The organism is Streptomyces sp. NPDC048338 (assembly GCF_043201055.1).
Lineage (GTDB): Bacteria > Actinomycetota > Actinomycetes > Streptomycetales > Streptomycetaceae > Streptomyces.
In genome coordinates this window covers 208,665-231,634 of the sequence record NZ_JBICYQ010000010.1, presented here as the reverse complement: position 1 = coordinate 231,634, position 22,970 = coordinate 208,665, and the positions used below count along the sequence as shown (strand labels likewise).

20 protein-coding genes are annotated in these 22,970 nt (G+C 72.9%); 6 read left to right on the top strand and 14 right to left on the bottom strand.

Features of this window, described 5'->3' with window-relative positions; genetic code table 11:
- The first annotated feature begins 27 nt into the window (after positions 1-27).
- Positions 28-537 carry a YbaK/EbsC family protein gene (locus tag ACGFZF_RS23945; RefSeq protein ID WP_393557119.1) on the top strand — a complete coding sequence of 170 codons (510 nt, stop codon included), beginning with the start codon at positions 28-30 and terminating at the stop codon, positions 535-537.
- Entirely contained in the window at positions 534-1,385 is an 852-nt protein-coding gene (locus ACGFZF_RS23940; protein ID WP_356774721.1) for a DMT family transporter, read from the top strand. Before ACGFZF_RS23945 ends, ACGFZF_RS23940 begins: the two co-directional genes overlap by 4 nt.
- A gap of 84 nt (positions 1,386-1,469) precedes the next feature.
- Here the strand turns inward: ACGFZF_RS23940 and ACGFZF_RS23935 are convergent, their stop codons facing one another.
- From ACGFZF_RS23935 to ACGFZF_RS23905, 7 genes are all read right to left on the bottom strand, one after another.
- Entirely contained in the window at positions 1,470-4,490 is a 3,021-nt protein-coding gene (locus ACGFZF_RS23935; RefSeq protein WP_393557116.1) for a protease pro-enzyme activation domain-containing protein, read from the bottom strand.
- 387 nt (positions 4,491-4,877) lie between these two features.
- Positions 4,878-5,744, bottom strand: a complete 867-nt coding sequence (locus ACGFZF_RS23930) for an SDR family NAD(P)-dependent oxidoreductase (protein ID WP_393557114.1) — start codon at positions 5,742-5,744, stop codon at positions 4,878-4,880.
- 7 nt (positions 5,745-5,751) lie between these two features.
- Positions 5,752-6,924, bottom strand: coding sequence for a serine hydrolase domain-containing protein (locus ACGFZF_RS23925; RefSeq protein WP_393557112.1), 1,173 nt, complete (start codon positions 6,922-6,924; stop codon positions 5,752-5,754).
- A gap of 90 nt (positions 6,925-7,014) precedes the next feature.
- Positions 7,015-7,455 (bottom strand): organic hydroperoxide resistance protein, encoded by a 441-nt coding sequence (locus ACGFZF_RS23920; protein WP_393557110.1) that lies wholly within the window; start codon positions 7,453-7,455, stop codon positions 7,015-7,017.
- Positions 7,456-7,611: 156 nt separating this feature from the next.
- Entirely contained in the window at positions 7,612-8,379 is a 768-nt protein-coding gene (locus ACGFZF_RS23915; RefSeq protein ID WP_393557108.1) for an energy-coupling factor ABC transporter ATP-binding protein, read from the bottom strand.
- Positions 8,376-9,137, bottom strand: a complete 762-nt coding sequence (gene cbiQ / locus ACGFZF_RS23910) for a cobalt ECF transporter T component CbiQ (protein WP_356602954.1) — start codon at positions 9,135-9,137, stop codon at positions 8,376-8,378. The genes ACGFZF_RS23915 and cbiQ overlap by 4 nt, the downstream gene beginning before the upstream one ends.
- A gap of 1 nt (position 9,138) precedes the next feature.
- Positions 9,139-10,182 carry an energy-coupling factor ABC transporter permease gene (locus ACGFZF_RS23905; RefSeq protein WP_393557106.1) on the bottom strand — a complete coding sequence of 348 codons (1,044 nt, stop codon included), beginning with the start codon at positions 10,180-10,182 and terminating at the stop codon, positions 9,139-9,141.
- Between the two features lie 127 nt (positions 10,183-10,309).
- Here ACGFZF_RS23905 and ACGFZF_RS23900 point away from each other — a divergent pair, with 127 nt between their 5' ends.
- Positions 10,310-10,669 (top strand): SsgA family sporulation/cell division regulator, encoded by a 360-nt coding sequence (locus ACGFZF_RS23900; RefSeq protein WP_356602950.1) that lies wholly within the window; start codon positions 10,310-10,312, stop codon positions 10,667-10,669.
- 92 nt (positions 10,670-10,761) lie between these two features.
- On the opposite strand, the gene ACGFZF_RS23895 is transcribed toward ACGFZF_RS23900, so the two are convergent.
- Entirely contained in the window at positions 10,762-12,933 is a 2,172-nt protein-coding gene (locus ACGFZF_RS23895) for an MMPL family transporter (RefSeq protein WP_393557103.1), read from the bottom strand.
- Between the two features lie 160 nt (positions 12,934-13,093).
- Positions 13,094-13,666: a TetR/AcrR family transcriptional regulator gene (locus ACGFZF_RS23890; RefSeq protein ID WP_393557102.1), complete on the bottom strand. Its 573-nt coding sequence runs from the start codon at positions 13,664-13,666 to the stop codon at positions 13,094-13,096.
- 182 nt (positions 13,667-13,848) lie between these two features.
- On the opposite strand from ACGFZF_RS23890, the gene ACGFZF_RS23885 reads away from it, so the two are divergent.
- Positions 13,849-17,118, top strand: coding sequence for a S41 family peptidase (locus ACGFZF_RS23885; protein ID WP_393557101.1), 3,270 nt, complete (start codon positions 13,849-13,851; stop codon positions 17,116-17,118).
- Here the strand turns inward: ACGFZF_RS23885 and ACGFZF_RS23880 are convergent.
- The 5 genes from ACGFZF_RS23880 to ACGFZF_RS23860 all read right to left on the bottom strand — a co-directional run bounded on the left by ACGFZF_RS23880 (position 17,061) and on the right by ACGFZF_RS23860 (position 21,336).
- Complete coding sequence (locus tag ACGFZF_RS23880; protein WP_393557099.1) at positions 17,061-17,579, bottom strand: GNAT family N-acetyltransferase; 519 nt, start codon at positions 17,577-17,579, stop codon at positions 17,061-17,063. The two genes, ACGFZF_RS23885 and ACGFZF_RS23880, sit on opposite strands and share 58 nt — an antisense overlap.
- Before the next feature lie 139 nt (positions 17,580-17,718).
- Entirely contained in the window at positions 17,719-17,901 is a 183-nt protein-coding gene (locus ACGFZF_RS23875; RefSeq protein ID WP_393557097.1) for a hypothetical protein, read from the bottom strand.
- Between the two features lie 89 nt (positions 17,902-17,990).
- Positions 17,991-18,896 (bottom strand): SDR family oxidoreductase, encoded by a 906-nt coding sequence (locus ACGFZF_RS23870; protein WP_393557095.1) that lies wholly within the window; start codon positions 18,894-18,896, stop codon positions 17,991-17,993.
- On the bottom strand, positions 18,893-19,807 hold the full coding sequence (locus tag ACGFZF_RS23865; protein ID WP_393557093.1) for an alpha/beta fold hydrolase: 915 nt from the start codon (positions 19,805-19,807) through the stop codon (positions 18,893-18,895). Before ACGFZF_RS23865 ends, ACGFZF_RS23870 begins: the two co-directional genes overlap by 4 nt.
- Complete coding sequence (locus tag ACGFZF_RS23860) at positions 19,804-21,336, bottom strand: flavin-containing monooxygenase (RefSeq protein WP_393557091.1); 1,533 nt, start codon at positions 21,334-21,336, stop codon at positions 19,804-19,806. The genes ACGFZF_RS23865 and ACGFZF_RS23860 overlap by 4 nt, the downstream gene beginning before the upstream one ends.
- Before the next feature lie 263 nt (positions 21,337-21,599).
- Between ACGFZF_RS23860 and ACGFZF_RS23855 the strand changes: the two genes are divergently transcribed.
- Together ACGFZF_RS23855 and ACGFZF_RS23850 are read left to right on the top strand one after the other, a co-directional pair.
- Complete coding sequence (locus ACGFZF_RS23855) at positions 21,600-22,220, top strand: MerR family transcriptional regulator (protein WP_147979331.1); 621 nt, start codon at positions 21,600-21,602, stop codon at positions 22,218-22,220.
- 146 nt (positions 22,221-22,366) lie between these two features.
- Positions 22,367-22,969, top strand: a complete 603-nt coding sequence (locus ACGFZF_RS23850; RefSeq protein ID WP_393557089.1) for a hypothetical protein — start codon at positions 22,367-22,369, stop codon at positions 22,967-22,969.
- The last annotated feature ends 1 nt before the right edge of the window (position 22,970 follow it).

The following is a 22,970-nucleotide window of genomic DNA, read 5'->3' as shown; positions in this document are numbered from 1 at the left end:
CGTACACATACCGTTAGCGTGCGGGCCATGAACGCTCACGAACCCACCGCCGCGTCCATCCCGTCCCCGGCCCACCCCCTCTTCGCCGAAGCCCTGCGGGAGCTGGGCCTGGAGGTGGAGGTCCGCCGCTTCCCGGACGAGACCCGCACCGCGGTCCAGGCCGCCGAGGCCATCGGCTGCGGGGTCTCCGAGATCGTCAAGTCGCTGATCTTCGCGGCCGACGGGGTGCCGGTGCTGGTCCTGATGGACGGCTCCTCCCGGGTCGACGTGGAACGCGTCCGCGTGGAGCTCGGCGCCGCGGTCGTGACACGGGCCGACGCGCGCATCGTCCGCGAGACCACGGGCTACGCGATCGGCGGCGTCCCGCCCTTCGGGCACCGTACCCGGACCCGGGTCCTCGCCGACCGCGGCCTGCTCGACCACGCCGTGGTGTGGGCGGCGGCGGGCGACCCGCACACCGTGTTCGCCCTCGACCCGCAGGCGCTGATCGCCCACGCGGGCGGCGCGGTCGTGGACGTCCGCGAGCGTGAGCGGTGACGCCCCTGGTCGCGGCGGCCGTCCTCGCCGCCGCGGTGACGCACGCCAGCTGGAACGCGATCGCCCACAACATCCGGGACCAACTGCTCTCCTTCACGCTGATATCCGGCGGCGGGGCGCTCATCGGCGGTGTGACCGCCTGCTTCGTCGCCCTGCCGGCGGCCGGCGCCTGGCCGTACCTCGCCGGCTCCGCGGTGCTGCACGTGGGCTACATGGCGCTGCTCATGCGGTCGTTCACCCTCGGCGACTTCGGCCAGATGTACCCGATCGCGCGGGGCACGGCCCCGCTGGCCGTGACCGTCCTCGCGGCGGTCTTCGTCGACGAGATCCCGGACGGCTGGCAGCTCACCGGGGTCGCCTTCGCCTGCGCGGGCCTGACCGGCCTGGCCCTCTGGGGCATCCGGGGCACCGGGCGCCGCCCCGACTGGGCCGCCCTGCTGGCCGCCGGCGCCACCGGACTGGCCATCGCCGGCTACACGGTCGTCGACGGCGTCGGAGTGCGCGCGTCCGGTACCCCGCTCGGCTACATCGCCTGGCTGATGGTCATGGAGGGCCTGGCGATCCCGGCGTACGCCCTGTACCGCAGGCGCGGCGCGCTGGCGGCCCAGCTCCGCCCGTACGCCGTCCGCGGCCTGCTGGGGGCGGCGCTGTCGGTGGCCGCGTACGGACTGGTGCTGTGGGCCCAGACGAAGGCGGCGCTGGCGCCGATCGCGGCGCTGCGGGAGTCGTCGATCATCGTCGGCGCGGCGATCGGCGCGCTGTTCTTCAAGGAGCGCTTCGGCGGGCCGCGGGTGGCCGCGGCCGGGCTGATGGTCGTCGGCATCGGGCTGATGCTGCACGCCTCCTGACGGGGGCGGAGCCCGGAACGAGGAGGCCCTGCCCCGCCGCGGTGAAGCGGCGGGGCAGGGCCTCCTGCATGGCGCGGGGGCGCCTTACATGTAGTAGCCGAACAGGTCGGCGATCACGTGCACGGTGCCGCTCTTCGAACGGAAGTCGATCTTTCCGTTGACGACGGGGACGGTCACCAGGTTGGCCGTGGTCTGACCGGCCGTCCAGTTGAGGTTGGACGCGTTCGGCAGCGCCGTTCCGTCGGGCCACACGGTCAGGAAACCGGCGGTCGACGGGGCCGTGACGGTCACGTTGAGGACGACCGCCTTCGCGTTGGCCAGCGTGTGACCGTCGTTCAGGTCCAGCACCAGGTTGGTGCCGGCGCCCAGCGGGGCCGCGGAGGCCGTACCCAGGGCGGAACGGGTGTCGAGCAGTCGGCTCGGGCCCGCGGTGTGGAAGGACACGCCGTCGGTCGCGGCCGTGTAGTAGCCGAAGACGTCGGCGATGAAGTGCACGGTGCCGCCACCGGCGTTGTACAGCTTCACCTTGCCGTCCGCGCCGACCGGCACGACGACCATGTTGGGCCGGGTCTGACCGGTGAGCCAGTTGATGTTGGACGCCGTCGGCTGGGTGGTGCCGCTCGGGTACGCGATCAGGTGACCGTTGGAGGTCGGCGCGGTCGCCGTGACGTTGAGGACGACCGCGGTGGCACCCGTGGCCGGGACGCCGCCGGCGCCCGCGACGGTCAGGGTGACGGTGCCCTTGCCCGCGACCGGCGCGGTGCCGGCGCGGCCGATGGCGTTGCGGGTGTCGAGGATGCGGGCCGGGCCCTTGGGCACATAGGTGCTGCCGCCGGCGTCGGCCGAGTAGTAGCCGGACACGTCCGCGATGAAGTGGGTCGTGCCACCACCGGCGTTGAAGAGGTCGACCGAGCCGTCCTTGCCGACCGGGACGGTCACCAGGTTCGGGATGGTCTGGCCCTTCAGCCAGTTGATGTTCGACGAGGACGGGCGGGTGGTGCCGCTCGGGTACGCCGTCAGGAAGCCCGACGCGGAGGGCGCGGTGGCCGTGATGTTCATGACGACCGAGGTCACGCCGGTGGCGGGGACGCCGCCGGCGCCCGCGACCTTGAGCTTGACCGTGCCGTTGGCGCCGACGGGGGCGGTGCCGGCGCGGCCGATGGCGTAGCGGGTGTCCAGGATGCGGGCCGGGGCGAGCGCGTTGAAGGTGGTCGCCGCGGAGCGCGGGACCGCCTGGCACAGGCCCTTGACGATCTCGCGGCCGTTCGGCGTGCCGAGACCGGTGGCGAGGTCGTAGCCGGCGCCGGCCTGGTAGAGGCCGCTGACGTTTCCGGACTGGGTCACGTTGTTGTGGCCGGTCGTCACGTCACGGAAGGCCGTCGCCGGGAGCTTGTACAGCGCCTGGTGGGCGTAGCCGACCGGGCCGTTGGCCTGGCAGGCGAGGTCCTGGTCGGCCTGGGCGATCAGGGCGGCCCACACCGGGGCGGCGCCGCTGGTGCCGCCGATGATCCACCACCACTGGCCGCCGTCCTGGCCGAAGGCGACCGGGTAGCCGGTGTCGCCGTCGCCGACCGCGGAGACGTCCGGGACCTGGCGGCAGTTCGTGCCGGCACCGGCGGTGCAGAGGTCGCTGTAGCCCGCGCCGGTCTTCCCGGTCTGGAAGCCGTCGGCGGCCACGGTGAAGTGACGCGAGACGCCGCCGCCGGAGCCGGTCCAGGTGGTCTGGTTCGTGACCGAGGTCCGCATGGTGGTGCCGCCGACGCCGAGGACGTACGGCGAGGAGGCCGGGTTGTCGGTCACGAGCTGGTCGGCGTTCGGCTGGTCCGGCACGCCGTTCTGGTCGTTGTCGAAGTAGCAGCCGGTGGAACCGCTGTCGCCGGAGGCGGCGACGATGGTCTGGCCCTGGGCCGCGGCCTGCTGGAACGCCAGGTTCTCGGCGTCCATGACCTCGGCCGGGGTGTTCATCTCACAGCTGCCCCAGCTGACGGAGACGACCTTGGCACGGTTCTCCGTGACGATCTTGCGGAAGACGTCCGTGCCGTCGTCCCAGGTGTTGGGGCCCTGGTAGACGAGGATCTTGGACTGCGGGGCGAGACCGATGATGGTCTGGACGTCGAGCGCCGTCTCCATACCCGCGCCGGTCTCCAGGCCCGCCGGCTCGGTGGGGCCGCCGTTGACCCGCACCGGGGTCACGGGCACCTTCGTGCCGTGGCACGCCTGGTAGCTCGCGATGTCCTTCGGGTCGTAGTTCTCCAGCGAGTAGATGGCGATCGTGGTGCCGGTCTGGACGTTCGGCTGGTTCGCCATGTTGTACGCGGTCGCGAGCGACCGGGCACTCCAGTAGTCCTGCTTGTCGTACATCGGCGGGTAGTTCGGGTCGGACGCGTCCGCGAACATGTCCACGATGCCCGAGCACATCGCCGGGGTCGTGCCCGTCAGGCGCGGCTGGCGGGCGACCGAGCCCGAGTCGTCCGCCGGCTGCACGCGGCCCGCGCGCTTGGCGCCGGAGTTGCGCGGCTCGAAGGAGGCCAGGCTGCTCAGGCCCACGACGCCGCGGACGGCGCCGGCCGTCGCACCGTCGAACTGCGGGGCCGCGGTGTTCGCGACGCCCTTCTTGCCGTCCTTCAGCCGGTAGCCGTCGAACTCGGTGCGGAACGCCTTGGCGGCCGCGCCGACCGTCGTGGTCACCGGCAGGGTGAGGCCGTCGGCCTCCAGCTCGCCGACCGTGAGGCCCTTGGCCTCCAGTTCGGCCCTGACCTTCGCGACGGTCTGCGGCGCGGCGCCGAACGCGGCCGCGAACTCGCCCGTACCGAGGTACTGGCGGTACTGCGGCGACTTCGGGTCGGACACGGCCGCGACGAAGCGGTCCAGCGCGACCTGGTCCCGCGGCTCCAGCACGACGTTCAGGTCGAGCTTCTCGCCGGCGGCCGGGTCCGCCGAGCGGACGGCGCCGTGCGGGATCTTCGGGGCGGATCCGACCCGCTTGGGTCCGGGCTCGTCCGTGGTTGCCGCCTGCGACGCCGGTATCCCGGCGGCGGTGACGGCGAGGGTGGCGACCGCCGCCGCGCCCCATCTGAATGCCTTCTCACGGGCGGTTCGGCCCATGCACACTCCCTTTCACGATCCCCGTCGTCCCGGTGTGCGGGCAGGTGAATCCGCGGGAAGGGTGCGCCGTGCGGGTATGCGGGCACGGCGAAAGCGTGCAAAGTCGTGCTGGGGTCCGGGCTCCGCCCGGGACCCGACCATGTGAGCCCCCCCGGCGGTGTCACCGCTCCTGCGCGGTGGACGACGGCCAGACCTGAATCTTTATCAGGCAACAAAAACGCACTCCACAGCGGGTGCCGATGGTTACCGGACTGTGATCGATCCGAACCGGCACCGAAGGGGCGTCACGGGAGCAACGGGCCGGAACGGGCGGGCTCCAGGGGGTGTCTCGTCGAGCACACCGCGAGCCCGACAAGCCCGGCAGGACGTCCCCGGGGGCGGCGCCGCTCAGTCGTCGAAGGCGCCGAGGACTTCGCGGAAGTGGGTGTTCACGGCCAGGAGGCCGCCGTCGACACGCAGCGTCGTGCCGGTGATCCATGCGGCGTCGGCGGAGGCCAGGAAGGCGACTGCGGCGGCGATGTCCTCGGGGGTTCCGACCCGGCCGAGCGGGTAGACGCGGCCGGCCAGCGCGGCGAGCCGGTCCTCCCGGCCAGCCCAGCCCCGGGTGGCGACGGTGCCGGGGTCGATCTGGTTGACGCGGACGCCGCGCGGGGCGCCGTCGCCGGCCAGGGTGCGGGTGAGCGAGGCGAGACCGGCCTTGGCGGCGCTGTAGGCGTGGTTCCCGAAGTCCTGCCGCGCGTTGACCGACCCGATGTTGACGATGGCCCCGCGTCCCCCGGCCGCGGCGAGGAGGGGCAGCGCCGCCCGGGAACAGCGGACCGCGCCGAGGAGCGTGACGTCGAGCTGCTGCCGCCAGCCCTCGTCGGGGTCGTCCTCGAAGGCGTCGGCGTCGGGCGCGACCGGGGCGAGGGCGTTGTTGACGAGGACGTCGAGGCCGCCGAAGGACTCCGCCGCGTACGCGACCGCCGCCTCGACGGACGCGCGGTCGGTGACGTCGCAGCGCAGGCCGACGGCCCCGGGGATCGCCTCGGCCGCGGCGCGCGCCGCCCGGCCGTCCACGTCCGTCACCAGGACCCGGGCGCCCTCGGCGGCCAGCCGGCGGGCAGTCGCCTCGCCGATGCCGCGGGCCGCACCGGTGACCAGGGCGGCGTGGCCCGCGAGACGACCGGGGACCGCGCGGGGTGAAGGGCCGCCGGGGACGTCCGGGAGACGGTCCGCGGGCGACTGCGGGGAGGAGTCCGGGTGGTGATCCATGGGGGGATCACAGCACCGAACGCACCGCCCGCACCAGAGCCTGGGCCCGCGGATCGGCGGTGACCGTCTTGCGCATCCCGTTGGTCACGTACCCGAAGGAGATGCCCGACTCCGGGTCGGCGAAGCCGAGCGAGCCGCCCCGTCCGGGGTGCCCGAAGGAGGTGGGGCCGAGCAGCGGGGAGGCCGGGCCGTGGAGCATGTGGCCGAGTCCGAAGCGGGTGCCGACCATCAGCACCCGGTCGGGCCCCACCGACTCCTCGGTGCGGGCGAGCGTCAGGGTCGCCGGGGCGAAGAGGCGGACGCCGCCGTCGACGGGCCCGAGGGTGGCGGCGTAGAAGCGGGCGAGCGCGCGGGCCGTGGAGACACCGGCCGAGCCGGGGAGTTCGGCGGCCCGGTAGACGGGGTCGTTCTCGTCGGGCTTGGGGTCGATGGCGCCGAAGGCGCGCCGGGTGAGCGAGTCGGGATCGCGGTAGGCCTCGGTGACCGAGCGCTTGGGGCGCAGTTTGAGCGCTCCGCCGCCGGGCGGGTCGATCTCCTCGACGGGGCCGATGCGGCCGACCCGGTGGGCCTCGTCGGCGGGCAGGCCGATCCACAGGTCGAGGCCGAGCGGACGGGCGATCTCCTCGGCGACCCAGCGTCCGATGGTGCGCCCGGTGACCCGGTGGACGATCCCGGCGAGCAGCCAGCTGAAGGTGTGGGCGTGGTAGCCGTGGGCGGTGCCGGGCTCCCAGACGGGCGCCTGGGCGGCGATCGCCCGCAGGGCGGTCTCCCGGTCGGCGGCCTCGGCGAGGGTCAGCGGCCGGTCGAGGACGGGCAGACCGGCCTGGTGGGCGAGCACCTGTCGCACCGTCACCCGGTCCTTCCCGGCCGCCTTGAACTCGGGCCAGTAGGTGCCGACCGGGGCGTCGAGGTCGAGCTGTCCGCGCTGGTGGAGCAGCAGAGGGACGGCGGCGGCGACGCCCTTGGTGGCCGAGCGGACCACCTGTGCGGTGTCCACGGCCCAGGGGGCGTCGGCGGCGTTGCCGTCGGCGTCCCGGGCGCCGGCCCACAGATCCACGACCTTGACGCCGTCGCGGTAGACGGCGAGGGCCGCGCCCCGCTCGCCGCGCTGTTCGAAGTTGCGCCGGAACGCGTCCCCCACCGGTTCGAATCCGGCCGCCACCGTGCCCCGGACGTCCACGTGCCACGCTCCTCGTCGTTCGTCGTCACCCCATGGTGCAACGTCCGCCTCGAAGCGCGGATTCCGGGTCGCTCGGGGCTGTCCCGTCCCTCAGCTCAGCACGACGGAGACGTCGATGTTGTCGCGGGTGGCGTTGGAGTACGGGCAGACCTCGTGCGCCGCGTCCACGAGCGAGGCGGCCAGCTCCTGGTCGACCAGCGGCAGCGAGACGTTGAGGGCGACGGCCAGTCCGTAGCCGCGGGCCTTGTTGGGGCCGATGCCCACCTTGGCGGCGACGGTGGATCCGGAGAGGTCGTAGCCGGCCCGGCGGCCGACGAGCACGAGCGCGTTGTGGAAGCAGGCGCTGTATCCGGCGGCGAAGAGCTGCTCGGGGTTGGTGCCCCGGCCGTCCCCGCCGAGCGCGGGCGGCATCGCGAGGCGGAGGTCGATCAGACCGTCCTGGCTCGTCACGAAGCCGTCGCGACCGCCGTGCGCGGTGGCCTCGGCCACGTACATGATCTTCGTCGGACGGCTGTCCGCGCGTTCGCTCATGGTCCGCCCCCGTAAGTAAGGAGTGCACAAATGGATTGTGCACAAGATATCGGACGGAGCGACTCCACGTTACCCAGGGGTAGCGAGAGCCCACGGGCCTCGGGCGGCGACCCGGCGGGGGTCCCCCGCCGTCCGGACCCCGGAGGGGCCGAAGGCTCAGACCGACTGCGGGGAGAAGCCGAAGGGCAGCTCCAGCCGGTGGCGCCGCATCAGCTCGGCGTCGCTCAGCACGTCCCTGGTCGGCCCGTCGCCCGCGATCACCCCGTCGCTGAGGATCACCGAGCGCGGGCAGAGCTCCAGGGCGTAGGGCAGGTCGTGCGTGACCATCAGGACGGTGACGTCCAGCGAACGCAGGATGTCGGCGAGCTCGCGGCGCGAGGCCGGGTCGAGGTTGGAGGACGGCTCGTCCAGGACGAGGATCTCCGGCTCCATCGCGAGCACGGTCGCCACCGCCACCCTCCGCCGCTGCCCGAAGGACAGGTGGTGCGGCGGCCGGTCGGCGAACTCCGCCATGCCGACCCGTTCGAGCGCCGTGCGGACGACGGAGTCCAGCTCCGCGCCGCGGATCCCCGCCGCGGCGGGACCGAAGGCGACGTCCTCGCGCACGGTCGGCATGAAGAGCTGGTCGTCCGGGTCCTGGAAGACGATGCCGACCCGGCGACGGATCTCCGCGAGGTTCCGCTTCTCGACCGGCAGCCCGGCGACGGCGACCGTGCCGGCGCCGCCGGTGAGGATGCCGTTGAGATGGAGCACGAGGGTGGTCTTGCCGGCGCCGTTCGGGCCGAGCAGGGCGACCCGCTCGCCCCGTCCGACGGTCAGGTCCACGCCGAAGAGCGCCTGGTGGCCGTCCGGGTAGGCGTACGCGAGGCCGCGCACCTCCAGCGAGGGGGAGCCGGGGGCGGGGGGTGTCGACGGGAAGGTCATAGGGTCCATCCGAGAAGGCAGATCACGAGAGCGGCGAGCGGGAGGGCGGCGGCCCGCGCCCACTGCGCCCGGGAGGCGGTCACCTCGTCGATGACCGGCATGGACCCCGCGTATCCGCGGCTGACCATGGCGAGGTGGACGCGTTCGCCCCGCTCGTAGGAACGGATGAAGAGCGCGCCGGCGGACTTGGCGAGGACGCCCCAGTGGCGGACGCCTTTCGCCTCGAAGCCGCGCGAGCGCCGGGCGATCGACATCCGGCGCATCTCGTCCGAGATCACGTCGCCGTAGCGGAGCATGAAGGACGCGATCTGGACCAGCAGCGGCGGGAGCCTGAGCCGCTGGAGGCCGAGCAGCAGGGAGCGCAGCTCGGTCGTGGCGGCGAGCAGGACGGAGGCGGCGACGCCCAGGGTCCCCTTGGCCAGGACGTTCCAGGCGCCCCAGAGGCCCTGGACGGACAGGGAGAGACCGAGGAACTCGACCCGCTCACCGGGGACCACGAAGGGCATCAGGAACGCGAACGCCACGAACGGGATCTCGATCACCAACCGGCGCAGCACGAAACCGGCCGGCACCCGGGCCCACGCCGCCACCCCGGCGAGGAGCAGGGCGTAGAGGCCGAAGGCCCAGACCGCCTCGCGGGACGTGCAGACCACGACCACCACGAAGGCGAAGACCGCCGCCAGCTTGACGTGCGGCGGCAGGGCGTGGACCGGCGAGTCTCCCCGCCGGTACAGCTTGTGCGCGTGCCCTGCCCCCATCTCAGACCTGCGCCCCGGTCGGCGCGTGGGAGGCGCGACGGCGCTTGACGGCCCAGAACGCGCCGGAGCCGACGGCGAGGGTGCCGCCCACGCCGATCACGCCCGCGAGGCCGCCGGAGAGCCGGGGGGCCTCGATGCCCTTGATCCCGTAGTCGGCGAGCGGGGAGTCGGCGGCGGCGTGCTCCTCGACCTTCTTGTCGATGCCCTTGTCGGCGGCGACCTTCTCCAGGCCGTCCGGGCTGGCGGAGGCGTAGAAGGAGACGAAACCGGCCAGCAGGAGGGCGGTGACCAGGCCGCCGAGCCACAGCTTGCGCGGCGCGGGGCCGCCGGCGGGCGCGGTCTCGCGGACCGGTGCGGCGTCGACGAGCTCACCGCCGACGCGCAGCTTGAGCGGGGCGCTCAGGCCGCGGGCGCCGTGGACCAGGTCGGGGCGGACGGCGATGACCGCGCCGACGGTCAGCATGGTGATCACGGCCTCGCCGATGCCGATGAGGACGTGCACGCCGATCATGGCGGTCAGTACCTGCGGGATCGGGACGTCGGTGGTGCCGCCGATCGCGTAGACGAGGGTGAAGGCGGCGGCCGCGGCCGGCACGGAGACGAGCGCGGCGACGAAGGAGGCGACCGCCGCCGAGCGGCGGGTGCGCGGCAGGACGAGGACGAGACCGCGGAAGAGCGCGTACGCGACCACGACCGTGACGACGCCCATGACGGTGATGTTCACGCCGAGCGCGGTCAGGCCGCCGTCCGCGAAGAGGATGCCCTGCATCAGCAGCACGACGGCTATGCAGAGCACGCCTGTGTACGGGCCGACGAGGATCGCGGCGAGCGCGCCGCCGAGCAGGTGTCCGCTGGTCCCGGCGGCGACCGGGAAGTTCAGCATCTGGACCGCGAAGATGAAGGCCGCGACCAGGCCGGCGAGCGGAGCCGTGCGCTCGTCCAGCTCGCGGCGGGCTCCGCGCAGGCTGACGGCGACGGCGCCCGCGGCGACGACTCCGGCGGCGACCGAGACAGGGGCGTTGATGAATCCGTCAGGTACATGCACGGCACTGATGATAGGCGCTACCTGCAAAGAGCTTGCAAGAGCGCACGCTCGACAGAAGTGCGCCGCGCGAAAGCTGGAGAATATGGGACATTAGGTAATGAAAGCGCCAAGCGCGAGGAGTCGGCCGATGCACCCTGCGGATGACCACGCCGTCGAAGATCACGCCAAAGGCCGGATCATCACCGACGCCCCCCTCTCGCGGCCCGTCCCGGTCGCCCTGCGCTACGACCCCGACGCCGAGCCCGCCACCGTGCGCTTCGCCTTTCCCGGCAACATCGAGTGGTCCTTCCCCCGCGCCCTCCTCGAATCGGGGATGCGCGCGCCCGCCCGCCGCGGGGACATCGGCGTCTGGCCCTGCGGCCGGGTGCAGACGGTCGTCGAGTTCCACACGGCGCACGGCGTCGCCGTCGTCCAGTTCGACACGACCGCCCTGCTGCGCTTCCTGCGGCACACCTACGCCGTCACCGCGTCGACCACGACACGATGACGGCGTAAGGCCGCGTCGGTACCCCGTCCCCACGGGTCCCGGCGCGATCCGGGGCGCGACCGCTCGTTCGCGGCCCCGGAGCCGGGGCGGGATCAGACCTTCACGAGCCTGCGTCCCGCGTCGGGGTCCGCGTCCTGCGGGGAGTCGGCGGGGGCGGCCAGGGCCTCACCCTCCACGTCCACGTTCGGCAGGATCCGGTCGAGCCACTTCGGCAGCCACCACGCCTTGTGGGACAGCAGGGCGAGCACCGCGGGCACGATCGCCATACGGACCACGAACGCGTCGAAGAGGACGGCGACGGCGAGACCGAAGCCGATCATCTTGATCATCTGGTCGGTCATGCCGATGAAGCCGGAGAAGACCGCGATCATGATCACGGCGGCGGCCGTGACCACCCGGGCGCTGTGCCGGAAGCCGGTCACGATCGTCTCGCCGGGGCGCTCCCCGTGGACGTACGCCTCTCGCATCCGGGTGACGAGGAAGACCTCGTAGTCCATGGCGAGACCGAAGACCACGCCGACCATGAAGATCGGCATCATCGACATGATCGGGCCGGTCTGCTCGACCCCGAACAGCGAGCCGAGCCAGCCCCACTGGAAGACCGCGACGACCGCGCCGAGGGCCGCGACCACCGAGAGCAGGAAGCCGAGGGCCGCCTTCAGCGGGACCAGGATCGAGCGGAACACCAGCATCAGGAGCAGGAAGGCGAGGCCGACGACCAGTGCCAGGTAGGGCACGAGCGCGTCGTTCATCTTCTGCGAGAAGTCGATGTTCATCGCGGTCGCGCCGGTGACCAGGACGTCGTCGCCGGTCGAGGCCCGGATCTCGTGGACCAGGTTCTCGGTCTCCACCGAGGAGGGGCGGTCCTTCGGGATCACGGTGATCATCGCGGTGTCGCCGGACTTGTTCGGCGTCGGCGGGGTGACGGCGACGACGCCGTCCAGGCCCTTGATCGTCGAGACGGTGGAGTCGGCCGCGGCCTTGTCACCGTCGACGACGACCATCAGCGGGCCGTTGAACCCGGGACCGAACCCGTCCGACAGCAGGTCGTACGCCCGGCGCTCGGTGGCGGAGGCGGGCTTGGCGCCGTCGTCCGGCAGGCCCATCTCCAACGAGGCGGCGGGCAGGGCGATCGCGCCGAGGCCGAGGACGCCGACGAGCAGGACCATGACCGGGCGGCGGATGACGAACCGCGCCCAGCGGGTGCCCATGTTGGGCTTGTCGTCGGCCTTCTTCAGCCCCTTGCGCTCCTTGCGGCCCACGACCTTGGAGCCGGCGAAGCCGAGCAGGGCCGGGATCAGGGTGAGCGCGATCAAGACGGCGATCACGACCGTGCCGGCAGCGGCGAAGCCCATCTTCGTCAGCATCGGGATGTTGACGACGGCGAGGCCGACGAGAGCGATGACCACGGTCAGCCCGGCGAAGACGACGGCCGAGCCGGCCGTGCCGACCGCGCGGCCCGCGGCGTCCTCGCGTTCCCGGCCGTCGGCGAGCTCCGCGCGGTAGCGGGAGACGATGAAGAGGGCGTAGTCGATGCCGACGGCGAGGCCGATCATCATCGCGAGGGTGGAGGTGGTGGAGCCGAGGTCGAGGACACTGGCGAGCGCAGTGATCGAGGAGACGCCGATGCCGACGCCGATGATCGCGGTCAGCAGCGGCAGTCCGGCGGCGACCAGCGAACCGAAGGTGATGACGAGCACGATGCCGGCGATCACCACGCCGACGATCTCGCCGGCGCCGGTCTCGGGCATGGTCTGGAGCGCGTCACCGCCGATCTCGACGGTCAGCCCCTGGCCCTGCGCGTCGTGCCCGGTCTTCTGCAGGGCCTCGCGCGTCGCGTCGCTCAGCTCCATGCCGGAGAGCTTGTAGCTGACGGAGACGTAGGCGGTCGAGCCGTCCCGGGAGACCGCCTGGGCGGTGTACGGGTCGGTGACCGAGGCGACCTGGTCGGAGCCGGACTTCAGCTCGCCGACCACGTCCTGGACCTTGGCCTTGTTGGCCGGGTCGGTCATCTTCTGGCCTTCGGGGGCCTTGAAGACGACACGGGCGGTGGCCCCGTCGGCGTTGCCGCCGGGGAAGCGCTGCTCCAGGAGGTCGAAGGCCTTCTGGGCCTCGGTGCCGGGTATCGAGAAGGAGCTGGAGGTCGCGGCGGGCGCGGACGCGGCGCCGGCTCCGGCGAGCGCGAGCAGCGCCACCCAGAGCAGGGCGACGAGCCGTCGGCGCCGGTAGGCGGAGCGACCCAGCTTGTAGAGGAACGTGGCCACGGGGGCGTACTCCCATTTGGTGAGTGGGACAGGGGCATGGGGAGCCGGCCCGACGGCGTGAGCGGTGCGACGTCAGGTACTGCGGGCTTCAGGGGTGCCGGACGCCGGGTGAGGGGGGCACCTCGGCGTCGGGACGGTGCCGGTCCGGGGGGATCCCCGGTCAGACGCCCAGTGCGGGGAGCACGACGGCGTCGAGGTAACCACTGAGGAAGGCGTGGTCGACCGGCTGGTCCTCGATCAGCGGGCGGGCGATGAACGCCCCGATCAGCATGTGGGGCACGAGTCGCAGGGCCGGGTTGTCGGCACTGATCTCGCCCCGGTCCACCGCTCGCCTCAGCACCTCGTCGAGGCCGGTCATCTCGGGTTCGATGAGCAGCTCGCGCAGCGCCTGGAGCAGTTCGGGGTTGTTGTGGACGGCATGGGCCAGGCCCCGCATCAGCGCGGAGTCCTTCTCCATCTGGCAGTCGTCGGTCAGTTCCAGCATCGCGTGGAAGTCGCCGCGCAGGCTGCCGCTGTCGATCTCGGCGAGACTGACGGGCTTGTTGTGGCGCAGGGCCCTGGCGACGAGCTCGGCCTTGCTCCCCCACTGGCGGTAGAGGGTGGCCTTGCTGGAGCGGGTACGGGTGGCGACGGCGTCCATGGTGAGGGCGTCGTAGCCGACCTCGCGCAGAAGGTCGAGCACGGCTTCGTACAGCTCGGCCTCACGCTCAGGGGTGAGCCTGCTGCGGGCCATGTCCGGCCCTCCTTCCGAACGAAACGGTTTCGTACAGTACGAAGATACCCGCGCCCCCAACGAAACGAAACCGTTTCGTACGTGTCGCAGCCCACACCGTCCGGGCGCGGAAGCCGGAACTCCGCCCGAAAGATTCGCGTTCCCGAGTTGCCGCACCCCCTCCCCGCGGAAAGCATTGGGGAGTGAGTGACGACGTCGCGTATCTCCGCTTCCCGCACCTCCACGACGACCTGTTGTGCTTCGCGGCCGAGGACGATCTCTGGGTCGCGCCCCTCGCCCCCGAGGGGCGGAGTCCGGGCCGGGCTTGGCGCATCACGGTCGACCGCACCCGGGTCGGCCATCCGCGCTTCTCGGCCGACGGACGTCAGATCGCCTACACGAGCTGGCGCAGCCTCGACCCCGAGATCCATCTCGCCCCGGTCGAGGGCGGCCCCTCCCGCCGGCTCGGCTACTGGGGCTCGACGGACACCCGGGTCTGCGGCTGGTCGCCCGACGGCGACATCCTCGCCGTCTCGTCGCACGGCCAGCCGTTCTCGTACTACTCCTGGGCCTACACCGTCCCGACCGACGGCTCCCCCGGCGGCCGGATGCCCTGGGGGCCGGTGTCCGACATCGCCGTCGCCGACCTCGACGGCGAGCGGCGCACCCTGCTGCTCACCGGCAAGCCGCCGCACGAGCCGGCCGCCTGGAAGCGCTACCGGGGCGGGGCGACCGGCCGCCTCTGGCTGCACGGCGAGCGGCTGCTGCCGGACCTCGGAGGCCACCTCGACGCGCCGATGTTCGTGGCCGGCAGGATCGCCTTCCTCTCCGATCACGAGGGCATCGGCAACCTCTACTCCTGCCTGCCCGACGGCACGGACCTGCGCCGCCACACCGACCACGACGCCTTCTACGCCCGGCACGCCTCCAGCGACGGCCGCCGGGTGGTCTACCAGTGCGCGGGCGACCTGTGGATGGTCGAGGACCTGACCCTCCCCGACGCCGCACCGCGCAAGCTGGACGTCCGGCTCGGCGGCCCGCGCGCCGGCCGCCGCCCCTACCAGGTCCCGGCCGCCCATCACGTGGACGCGCTCTCGGTCGACGAGACGGGACGGGCCAGCGCGGTCTCCGTACGCGGCAGCCTGTACTGGCTCACGCACCGCGACGGACCCGCCCGGACCATCGCCGACACCCCGGGCGTCCGGGTGCGCCTGCCCGAGATGCTGGGCAGCGGCGGCCAGATCGCGTACGTCACCGACGCCGACGGCGAGGACGCCGTCGAGGTCGCCTACCTCCCGCGCGCCAGCGGCGACCGGCCGCCGCGCCGGCTCGCCTCCGGTGAGCTGGGCCGGGTCGAGGAGCTGGTCTCCGACCCGGACGGCGAGCGCCTCGCCATCGCCTCCAACGACGGCCGGCTGCTGCTCATCGACGCCACCGAGGAGTCCGGCGGCGAGGTCACCGAGCTGATCCGCTCGATCAACGGCCCCGTCCGCGACCTCGCCTTCTCCCCCGACGGGTGCTGGCTGACCTGGTCCCATCCGTTCATCGGCCGCTCCCTGCGCCAGATCAAGATGGCCCGGATCACGGGGCCTGGGGCCCGGATCATCGTCGACGTCACCAACGGCCGGTTCGAGGACGAGAACCCGGTGTTCACCCGCGACGGCCGCTATCTCGCCTTCCTCTCCTGGCGGGGCTTCGACCCGGTCTACGACGTGCACACCGGCGACCTGTCCTTCCCGCTGGGCTGCCGCCCCTATCTCGTACCGCTGTCCTCGGCGACGCCCTCCCCCTTCGCGCTGCTGCCGGACGGCCGCCCGGCGGCGGGCGGGCTGGACCCGGTCGAGGACGCCGACGAGGGCGACGGCACGGTGACGGTGGAGGTCGAGGGGCTGGAGAGCCGGGTGACACCGTTCCCCGTGTCGGCCTCCAAGTACTCGGCGCTGCACCCGGTCGGCGGCGGCGGGCTGGTCTGGCTGCGCTGGCCGATCTCGGGCGCGCTCGGCGAGACCTTCGCCAACCCCTCCGACACCTCGGGCCGCCCCACCCTGGAGCACTTCACCATCACGAAGGCCCGCAAGACGGAGCTCGTCCAGCACCTCGACTGGTTCGCGGTCAGCGGCGACGGCTCACGGCTCGTGGTGGCCGACGAGGGCGAGCTGCGGGCCGTGCCGTCGACGGAGCCGGGCGACAGCGACTCGACCGTCTACATCGACCTGCGGCGGATCCTGCACGAGGTCCAGCCGGAGGCGGAGTGGCGCCAGGCCTTCGACGAGTCCGGCCGGATCGTCCGCGCCTACTTCTGGGAGCCCGACCTGGGCGGGGTCGACTGGCCCGCGGTGCTGGACCAGTACCGCCCGCTGGTCGAACGGGTCTCCTCACCCGACGAGTTCGCCGACCTCCTGCGCGAGGTCATGGGCGAACTGGGCACCTCGCACGCGTACGTCACGCCCGCCCGCCGCAACGAGGGGCCGCCGCACTACCAGCGGCCGATGGGGCTGCTGGGCGCGAACCTGGTGCACCGCGACGACGGCTGGACGGTCAAGCGGATCCTGCCCGGCGACTCCTCCGACTCCAAGGCCCGCTCGCCGCTGGCCGGTACCGGCATCCGGGAGGGCGCGGTCCTCACGCACGTCGACGGCCGTCCGGTGGACCCGGTGTGCGGCCCGTACCCGCTGCTGGCATCCTCCGGCGGCACGACGGTCGAGCTGACCTTCCGGCCGGCGGAGGGCGAGGGCCCGGCGCGCCGGGTCGCCGTCGTGCCGCTGGTCGACGACCGGCCGCTGCGCTACCAGGACTGGGTGGCCAAGCGGCGCGCGGTGGTCCGGGAGGTCAGCGGCGGCAAGTGCGGCTACCTGCACATCCCGGACATGGGCGGCTCGGGCTGGGCGCAGTTCAACCGCGACCTCCGGATGGAGGTCTCCCGGCCGGCGCTGATCGTGGACGTGCGCGGCAACGCGGGCGGCCACATCAGCGAGCTGGTCGTCGAGAAGCTCACCCGAAGGATCCTGGGCTGGGACCTCACCCGCAACGCCCAGCCCGTCAGTTACGCCTCGAACGCCCCGCGCGGTCCGGTCGTCGCCCTCGCCGACGAGGCCACGTCCTCCGACGGCGACATGATCACGGTCGCGTTCAAGCTGCTCGGTCTCGGCCCGGTGGTGGGACAGCGCACCTGGGGCGGCGTCGTCGGCATGACGGGACGTCACCGGCTGGGTGACGGCACGCAGATCACGGTGCCGATGAACGCCGCCTGGTTCCCCGAGTACGGCTGGTCGGTCGAGAACCACGGCGTCGAGCCGGACCTGGCGATCCTGCGCACCCCGCTGGACTGGGCCGAGGGCCGCCACGCGCAGCTGGACGACGCCGTCGAACTGGCCCTGTCGCTGCTGGCGGAGACCCCCGCGGCCAGTCCACCGAACTACGACTCGGTGCCCGACCGTTCGCGCCCGAAGCTGCCGCCGAGGTCCAGCACGTAGGAGAGGCCGGGCCGCCCGTCGAACGTCTCCTCCCCGACGGGCACGAACCCCGTCCGGGCGAGCACCGCCCGCGAGCCCGCGTTGTCGAGGGTGGTCGCGGCCCGGATCGTCCGCAGCCCGTGGACCCGGGCGGCGAGCCGGCACACCTCCCGCACGCCCGCCGTGGCCACGCCCCGCCCGGCGGCCTTCCGGGCGACCCGGTAGCCGAGTTCGGCCGACCCGTCGGCCACGTCGACGAGGTTGAACCGCCCGAGGATCTCCCCGTCGTTGCCCACCAGCACGTGGAAGAGGATCGCGCCGGTCTCCTGCTCGTCGAGCAGCGCCCGGTGCCGCTCCTCGAACTCCTCGAAGTACGCGTCCCCGCGGTCGGGCACGGAAGCGGCGAACCAGGCCCGGTTCTCCCGCTCGAAGGCGAGCAGGGCGGGGGCGTGGTCGGGGCGCAGCGACTCCAGTCCGGGCATGCCGGCACCGTACGCGCCGCCCGGGACGGAGGGCACCCGGATTTCGTCAGGCGGCCGGGCGCGGACGGCGCGCGTCCGGCCCCGGACGCCGCGAAGGCGCACCCGGCGTCCCGGGTGCGCCTTCCTCAGCGGACAGACGTCAGGCGTCGTAGTCCTGGTCGAAGCGGTCCTGCGCCTCCATCTGGGCCCGGCGCTCCTCGTCGGAGCGGGCCTTGGCCTGGGAGGCACGCTCGGACGCCTCGTCCTTCGCGTTGCCCGTCTTCGCCCTCGCCCGGTCGGCGAGGTCCTGCGCCTTGTCCCTGAACTGGTCTGCCTTGCCCATGAAGGTTCACTCCTGTGTGAGGGGTACGGGGCGTGGCGCCCCTTGGGCCTCGACCAGCGTGGCACGGCAGAACATTCCACGCATTTCGATCAGGCACCCTCGGTAGTCGCGGAGCGCCGCCCCAGCGAGCGGGCGTCCTCGTCGGCCGCTCCGCCGGCGCCCACCAGGCCCTTGGACACACCGGAGAGCCGCGGTTCGAAGCGCTTCATCTCGCGCTGCCCGACGGTGGCGATGAGCCCCGGGAGGTAGCCGCGTACCGACTGCATCCCCCGCAGCCACCACTGCGCGTAGACGTGCGCCGAGCGCCGCTCGATGCCCGCAACGATCCGGTCCACGGCCGGGCCCAGCGGGTAGGTCCGGTTCGCCGGCCAGGGGAGCCGGGAGCGCAGCTCCTTCATGACGTCGTCCTGGTCCGCGCCGCGCACCATGTCGGTGTCGGTCCAGGACAGGTAGCCGACGCCGACCCGCACCCCCTTGTATCCGACCTCCGCGCGCAGGCTGTGGGCGAAGGCCTCGACTCCCGACTTCGAGGCGCAGTACGCCGTCATCATCGGTGCGGGCGTGATCGCCGCCAGGGAGGCGATCTGCAGGAAGTAGCCGCGGGACTCCATGAGGACCGGCAGGAAGGCGCGGCCGGTCACCGCCCCGCCGATCAGGTTGACCTCGATGACGCGTCGCCAGGCCACCGGGTCGGAGTCCACGAACGGGCCGCCGGCGGCGACGCCCGCGTTGGCGACGACGATGTCGACCTTGCCGAAGCGCTCCTTGACCTCCTCCGCGACCCGGGCCATCGCCACGTGGTCGGTGACGTCCGCGTGCCACCAGTCGGCCTCGGTGTGCAGCCGCGCGGCGACCTGCTTCAGCTCCTCGGGCTCCAGGCCCACGAGCGCGATCCGCGCGCCGCGCGCGGAGAGCTTGCGGGCGAGGAGCTCGCCGACACCGCGGGCCGCGCCCGTGACGACCGCGACCTGCCCCTCCAGGCTCACCCTGCTCATGCGTCCTCCTTCACACCCAGGTACGTGACGGTCAGTTCGCGGATCTGCCCGGTGACGGCCTCCGGGGCCTCCACCGGTGTCATGTGGCCCATGCCCGCCAGTTCGACGAGGCCCACGCAGCGGGGCAGTGCCGCCGCGATCGTGCGCGCGTGCACGGGCGGGGTCAGCCGGTCCGCCGCGCCGACGAGCACGGCCACCGGCTGTGTCAGGCCCGCCAGGCCCGCCTCCAGGTCGAGCTCCGCCAGGACGTGCGACCAGGCCACCCGGGCCGGGCGCGGGCAGGCGTGCACGATCCGGGCACAGGCGTCGACCCGTTCCGGTGCCGAACCCGGGCCCATCGTGGCGTACTTGAGGACCTTCCGGGAGATCGGCGTGACCGGTCCGAGCGGCGCCCTGGCTCCCAGGATCCCCCGGGTCAGCCGGCTTCGCAGGCCGCCCGGCCGGATGGGCACCACGAGGGACTCGGCCACCAGCCGGGCGGGGCCGGTGGAGCACAGCAGCACGGCGGCGGCGTGGTCCCGCAGGCCGGGGCGGTCCGCGGCGGCCATGATCGTCATGCCGCCCATGGAGTGCCCCGCCAGGACCGCCTTCTCGCCGGGCGCGAGGGTCGCGGCGAGTACGGCCTCGAGGTCGTCGGCGAGGGCCGTGGTCGAGTAGCCGGACCGGCCGACCTGGGGCGTACGGCCGTGGCCGCGCTGGTCGTAGGCGATGACCCGGTGGTCGGCGGACAGGTCGCGTATCTGCTCGGCCCAGAAGGCGATCGAGCAGGTCCAGCCGTGCGCGAGGACGACGGCCGGGGCGCCCTCCGGCCCGAACACCTCGACGTGGATCCGCGAGCCGTCGGCCGAGACGGCGGTCAGTTCGCGCACGGGCTGCGGTGCGACGGGTCCCCCGCCGGTCGGCCGGCTCACTTGACCGTCTCCTTCTTCTTGGCGGTGCGCGGCGCGGGCCCGGCCTTCTCCTCGGCGGCGGGGGCGCGCAGCACCTCGTACTCCGCGAGGTCGACCTGCCTGGTCTCGCGCCGGAACTCGCCCGTGGTGCCGGGCCACAGCGTGGTGTTCCGGCCGTTGGCGTCGAGGTACCAGCTGTCGCAGCCGCCGGCCTTCCAGACCGTGCGCTCCATCCGGGACTGCACCTTGCGGTTCCAGGCGCCGACGGCGGAGGGACGGGCGGCCAGGGCGGCGCGGCCGCCGAGGACGTCGAGCTGGCGCATGTAGTCCGCCAGGTAGTTCAGCTGGGACTCGATCATCAGGATCATGGAGGAGTTCCCGAGGCCCGTGTTGGGGCCGATGATCGTCATCCAGTTGGGGAAGCCGGCGGCGGTGGCGCCGCGCAGCGACTCCATGCCGTCCTTCCAGGTCTCCGCGAGCGTGCGCCCCTCGGCGCCGACGACCCGCTCGGCGATCGGCATGTCGGTGACGTGGAAGCCGGTGCCGAAGACGATCGCGTCGACCTCGGTCTCGGTACCGTCGGCGGCGACGAGCGTGCTGCCGCGGATCTCGCGCAGCCCGGAGGCGACGACGTCCACGTTGGGCCGGGCGACCGCCGGGTAGTACTCGCTGGACAGCAGGATCCGCTTGCAGCCGATGCGGTACGACGGGGTCAGTTTGGCCCGCAGCACCGGGTCCTTGATCGCCTTGGCCATGTTGGCCTTCGCGAGCGACTCGACCAGGCCGAGCTCGGTCGGGCGCTTGGTGAAGGCGCTCACCTGGAGCTCACGGATGCCCCAGAGCAGTCCGCGGCGCAGCGTGCCGGTCGCCGGCAGCTTGCGGTGCAGCCAGCGCTCGGGGCCGGTGATGGCGCGGTCCATGCGCGGCATGACCCACGGGGGCGTGCGCTGGAAGAGGGTGAGCGAGCCGACCCGGGGCTGGATCGCGGGCACGATCTGGATGGCGGAGGCGCCGGTGCCGACCATGGCGACGCGCTTGCCGGTGAGGTCGTAGTCGTGGTCCCAGCGGGCCGAGTGGAAGACCTTGCCCGGGAAGTCCGCGAGGCCGGGGATCTCCGGGATCTTCGGGTCGGAGAGCGGGCCGGTCGCGGAGACGACGACGTCGGCGGTGAAGTCGCCGCGGGAGGTCTCGATCTCCCAGCGCAGTTCGGCGGAGTCCCAGCGCATCATCAGCACCTCGTGGCCGAGCCGCAGGTGCGGACGGAGCCGGAAGGTGTCGGTGACGTGCTCCAGATAGGCGCGGATGTGCTTCTGTCCGGAGAAGGTCCGCGGCCAGTCGGCGTTCGGCGCGAAGGAGAAGGAGTAGAGGTGCGAGGGGACGTCGCAGGCGCAGCCGGGATAGCTGTTGTCCCGCCAGGTGCCGCCGACGGAGTCCGCCCGCTCCAGAACGACGAAGTCGGTGATCCCCTCGCGCCGCAGCCTGACCGCCGCGCCGAGGCCACCGAAGCCCGATCCGATCACCGCCACCCGCACATGCCCGTGGTTCGTCATGCCGCCTCCGCCGCACCCAGGACTCCGCCAGCAATCACTGGCACGATTGGGAGAGTAGAGCAGCTCCATACCGAGCGGTAGGGGTACGACGAGGGAAAGTTACCGGCGGTACAACATAGGCTGGCGGCGTGGCGGAAGGATCGGATCACGTGACGGATCAGGTGGCGGGACGAACGGCGGGGCAGCCCGGCCGGGCAGGCGGAACGGACCGCGCCGGCCGGTCGGGCCCGGCCGACCCGGCATCCGGCGTCCGTGAGTACCGCATGGAGGAACTGGCCTCCGAGGCCGGCATCACCGTGCGCACCCTGCGCTTCTACCGCGAACGCGGCCTCATCCCGCCGCCCCGCCGCGAGGGCCGGATCGCCTGGTACGACGAGCACCACCTGGCCCGGCTCCGCACGATCGCCGCCCTGCTGGAGCGCGGCCACACCCTCAACGGCATCGCCGACCTCACGGCCGCCTTCGAGAGCGGCCGGGACGTCGGCGAGGTGCTGAGCCTGGGCGAACCCACCGAGGAGGAGCCCGTCCGGCTCACCCCGGAGGAACTCGCCGACCACTTCGCCGGCGAGGTCACCCCCGAGAACCTCGCCGCCGCGCTCGACCTCGGCTACCTCGCGACCGACGGCGAGGAGATCATCCACATCAGCCGCCGGCTGCTGGACGTCTCGGCCGCGCTCGTCAGGGAGGGCGTCCCACTGGCCGCGGTCCTGGAGGCGGGCGGCCGGGTCCGCGAGCACGCGGACGCGCTGGCCGCGCTCTTCACGGACCTGCTGCGCGCCCACGCCGAGGAGAAGGACGTCGAGCGGCTGCGCCCGCTGGCGAAGAGCGTCGTGGAGGCCGAGCTCTCGATGGCGCTCGACCGGAGGCTGCGCGAGGCGCCCTGACGGCCGGACCGGCGGGACACCCCCGGGCGCTCTCGGAGCGCATGATCAGGTGACAGGTTCTTCAAAGGTTCTTCATCGCTCCCGGCCTACGTTCGATCCGCCCGCCGCACCCGCGGCCGGGCGAGGCGGGACGAGCGGGAGAACCGATGAGGACGAACCGGGTACTGCTGGCCGCGGCGGCCTCGGTCGTGGCGTTCGCGCTGACCGGCTGCGGCGGTGACGACGGCGCGGCGAAGGTGCCGACGGCCGACGGCGGCGGATCGTCCGCGTCGTCGGGGGCCACCGGCGGGAAGGACGGCGCGGGCGGCAAGGACGAGATCGCCGCCTACGTGGACGGCCAGCGCGCGTACGTGACGTGCATGCGGGAGAACGGCGTCGACCTGCCCGACCCGGACGCCCGGGGCCGGATCGACTACGGCACCGGCGGCAACGCGCTCACCCTGAAGAAGAACCCGAAGTTCATCACGGCCTCCCGGAAGTGCGCCTCGCTGGCGCCGGCCGTTCCCGAGAGCCTGGAGAAGGCCGACAATCCCAAGCTGACCCCCGAGCAGCTCAGGACCAGGCGGGACTACGCCGCCTGCATGCAGAAGAACGGCGCACCGGACTTCCCCGACCCCGGCCCGGACGGCGACTGGGGCGGCTCCTCGGGCGCCGAGTGGAACCAGACCTCGGCCGGCGCGCGACGCGCGACGCGGATCTGCGCGCCGATCAACGGCGACCCGACCGACCCGCCGCCGGCCAAGGGCTGAC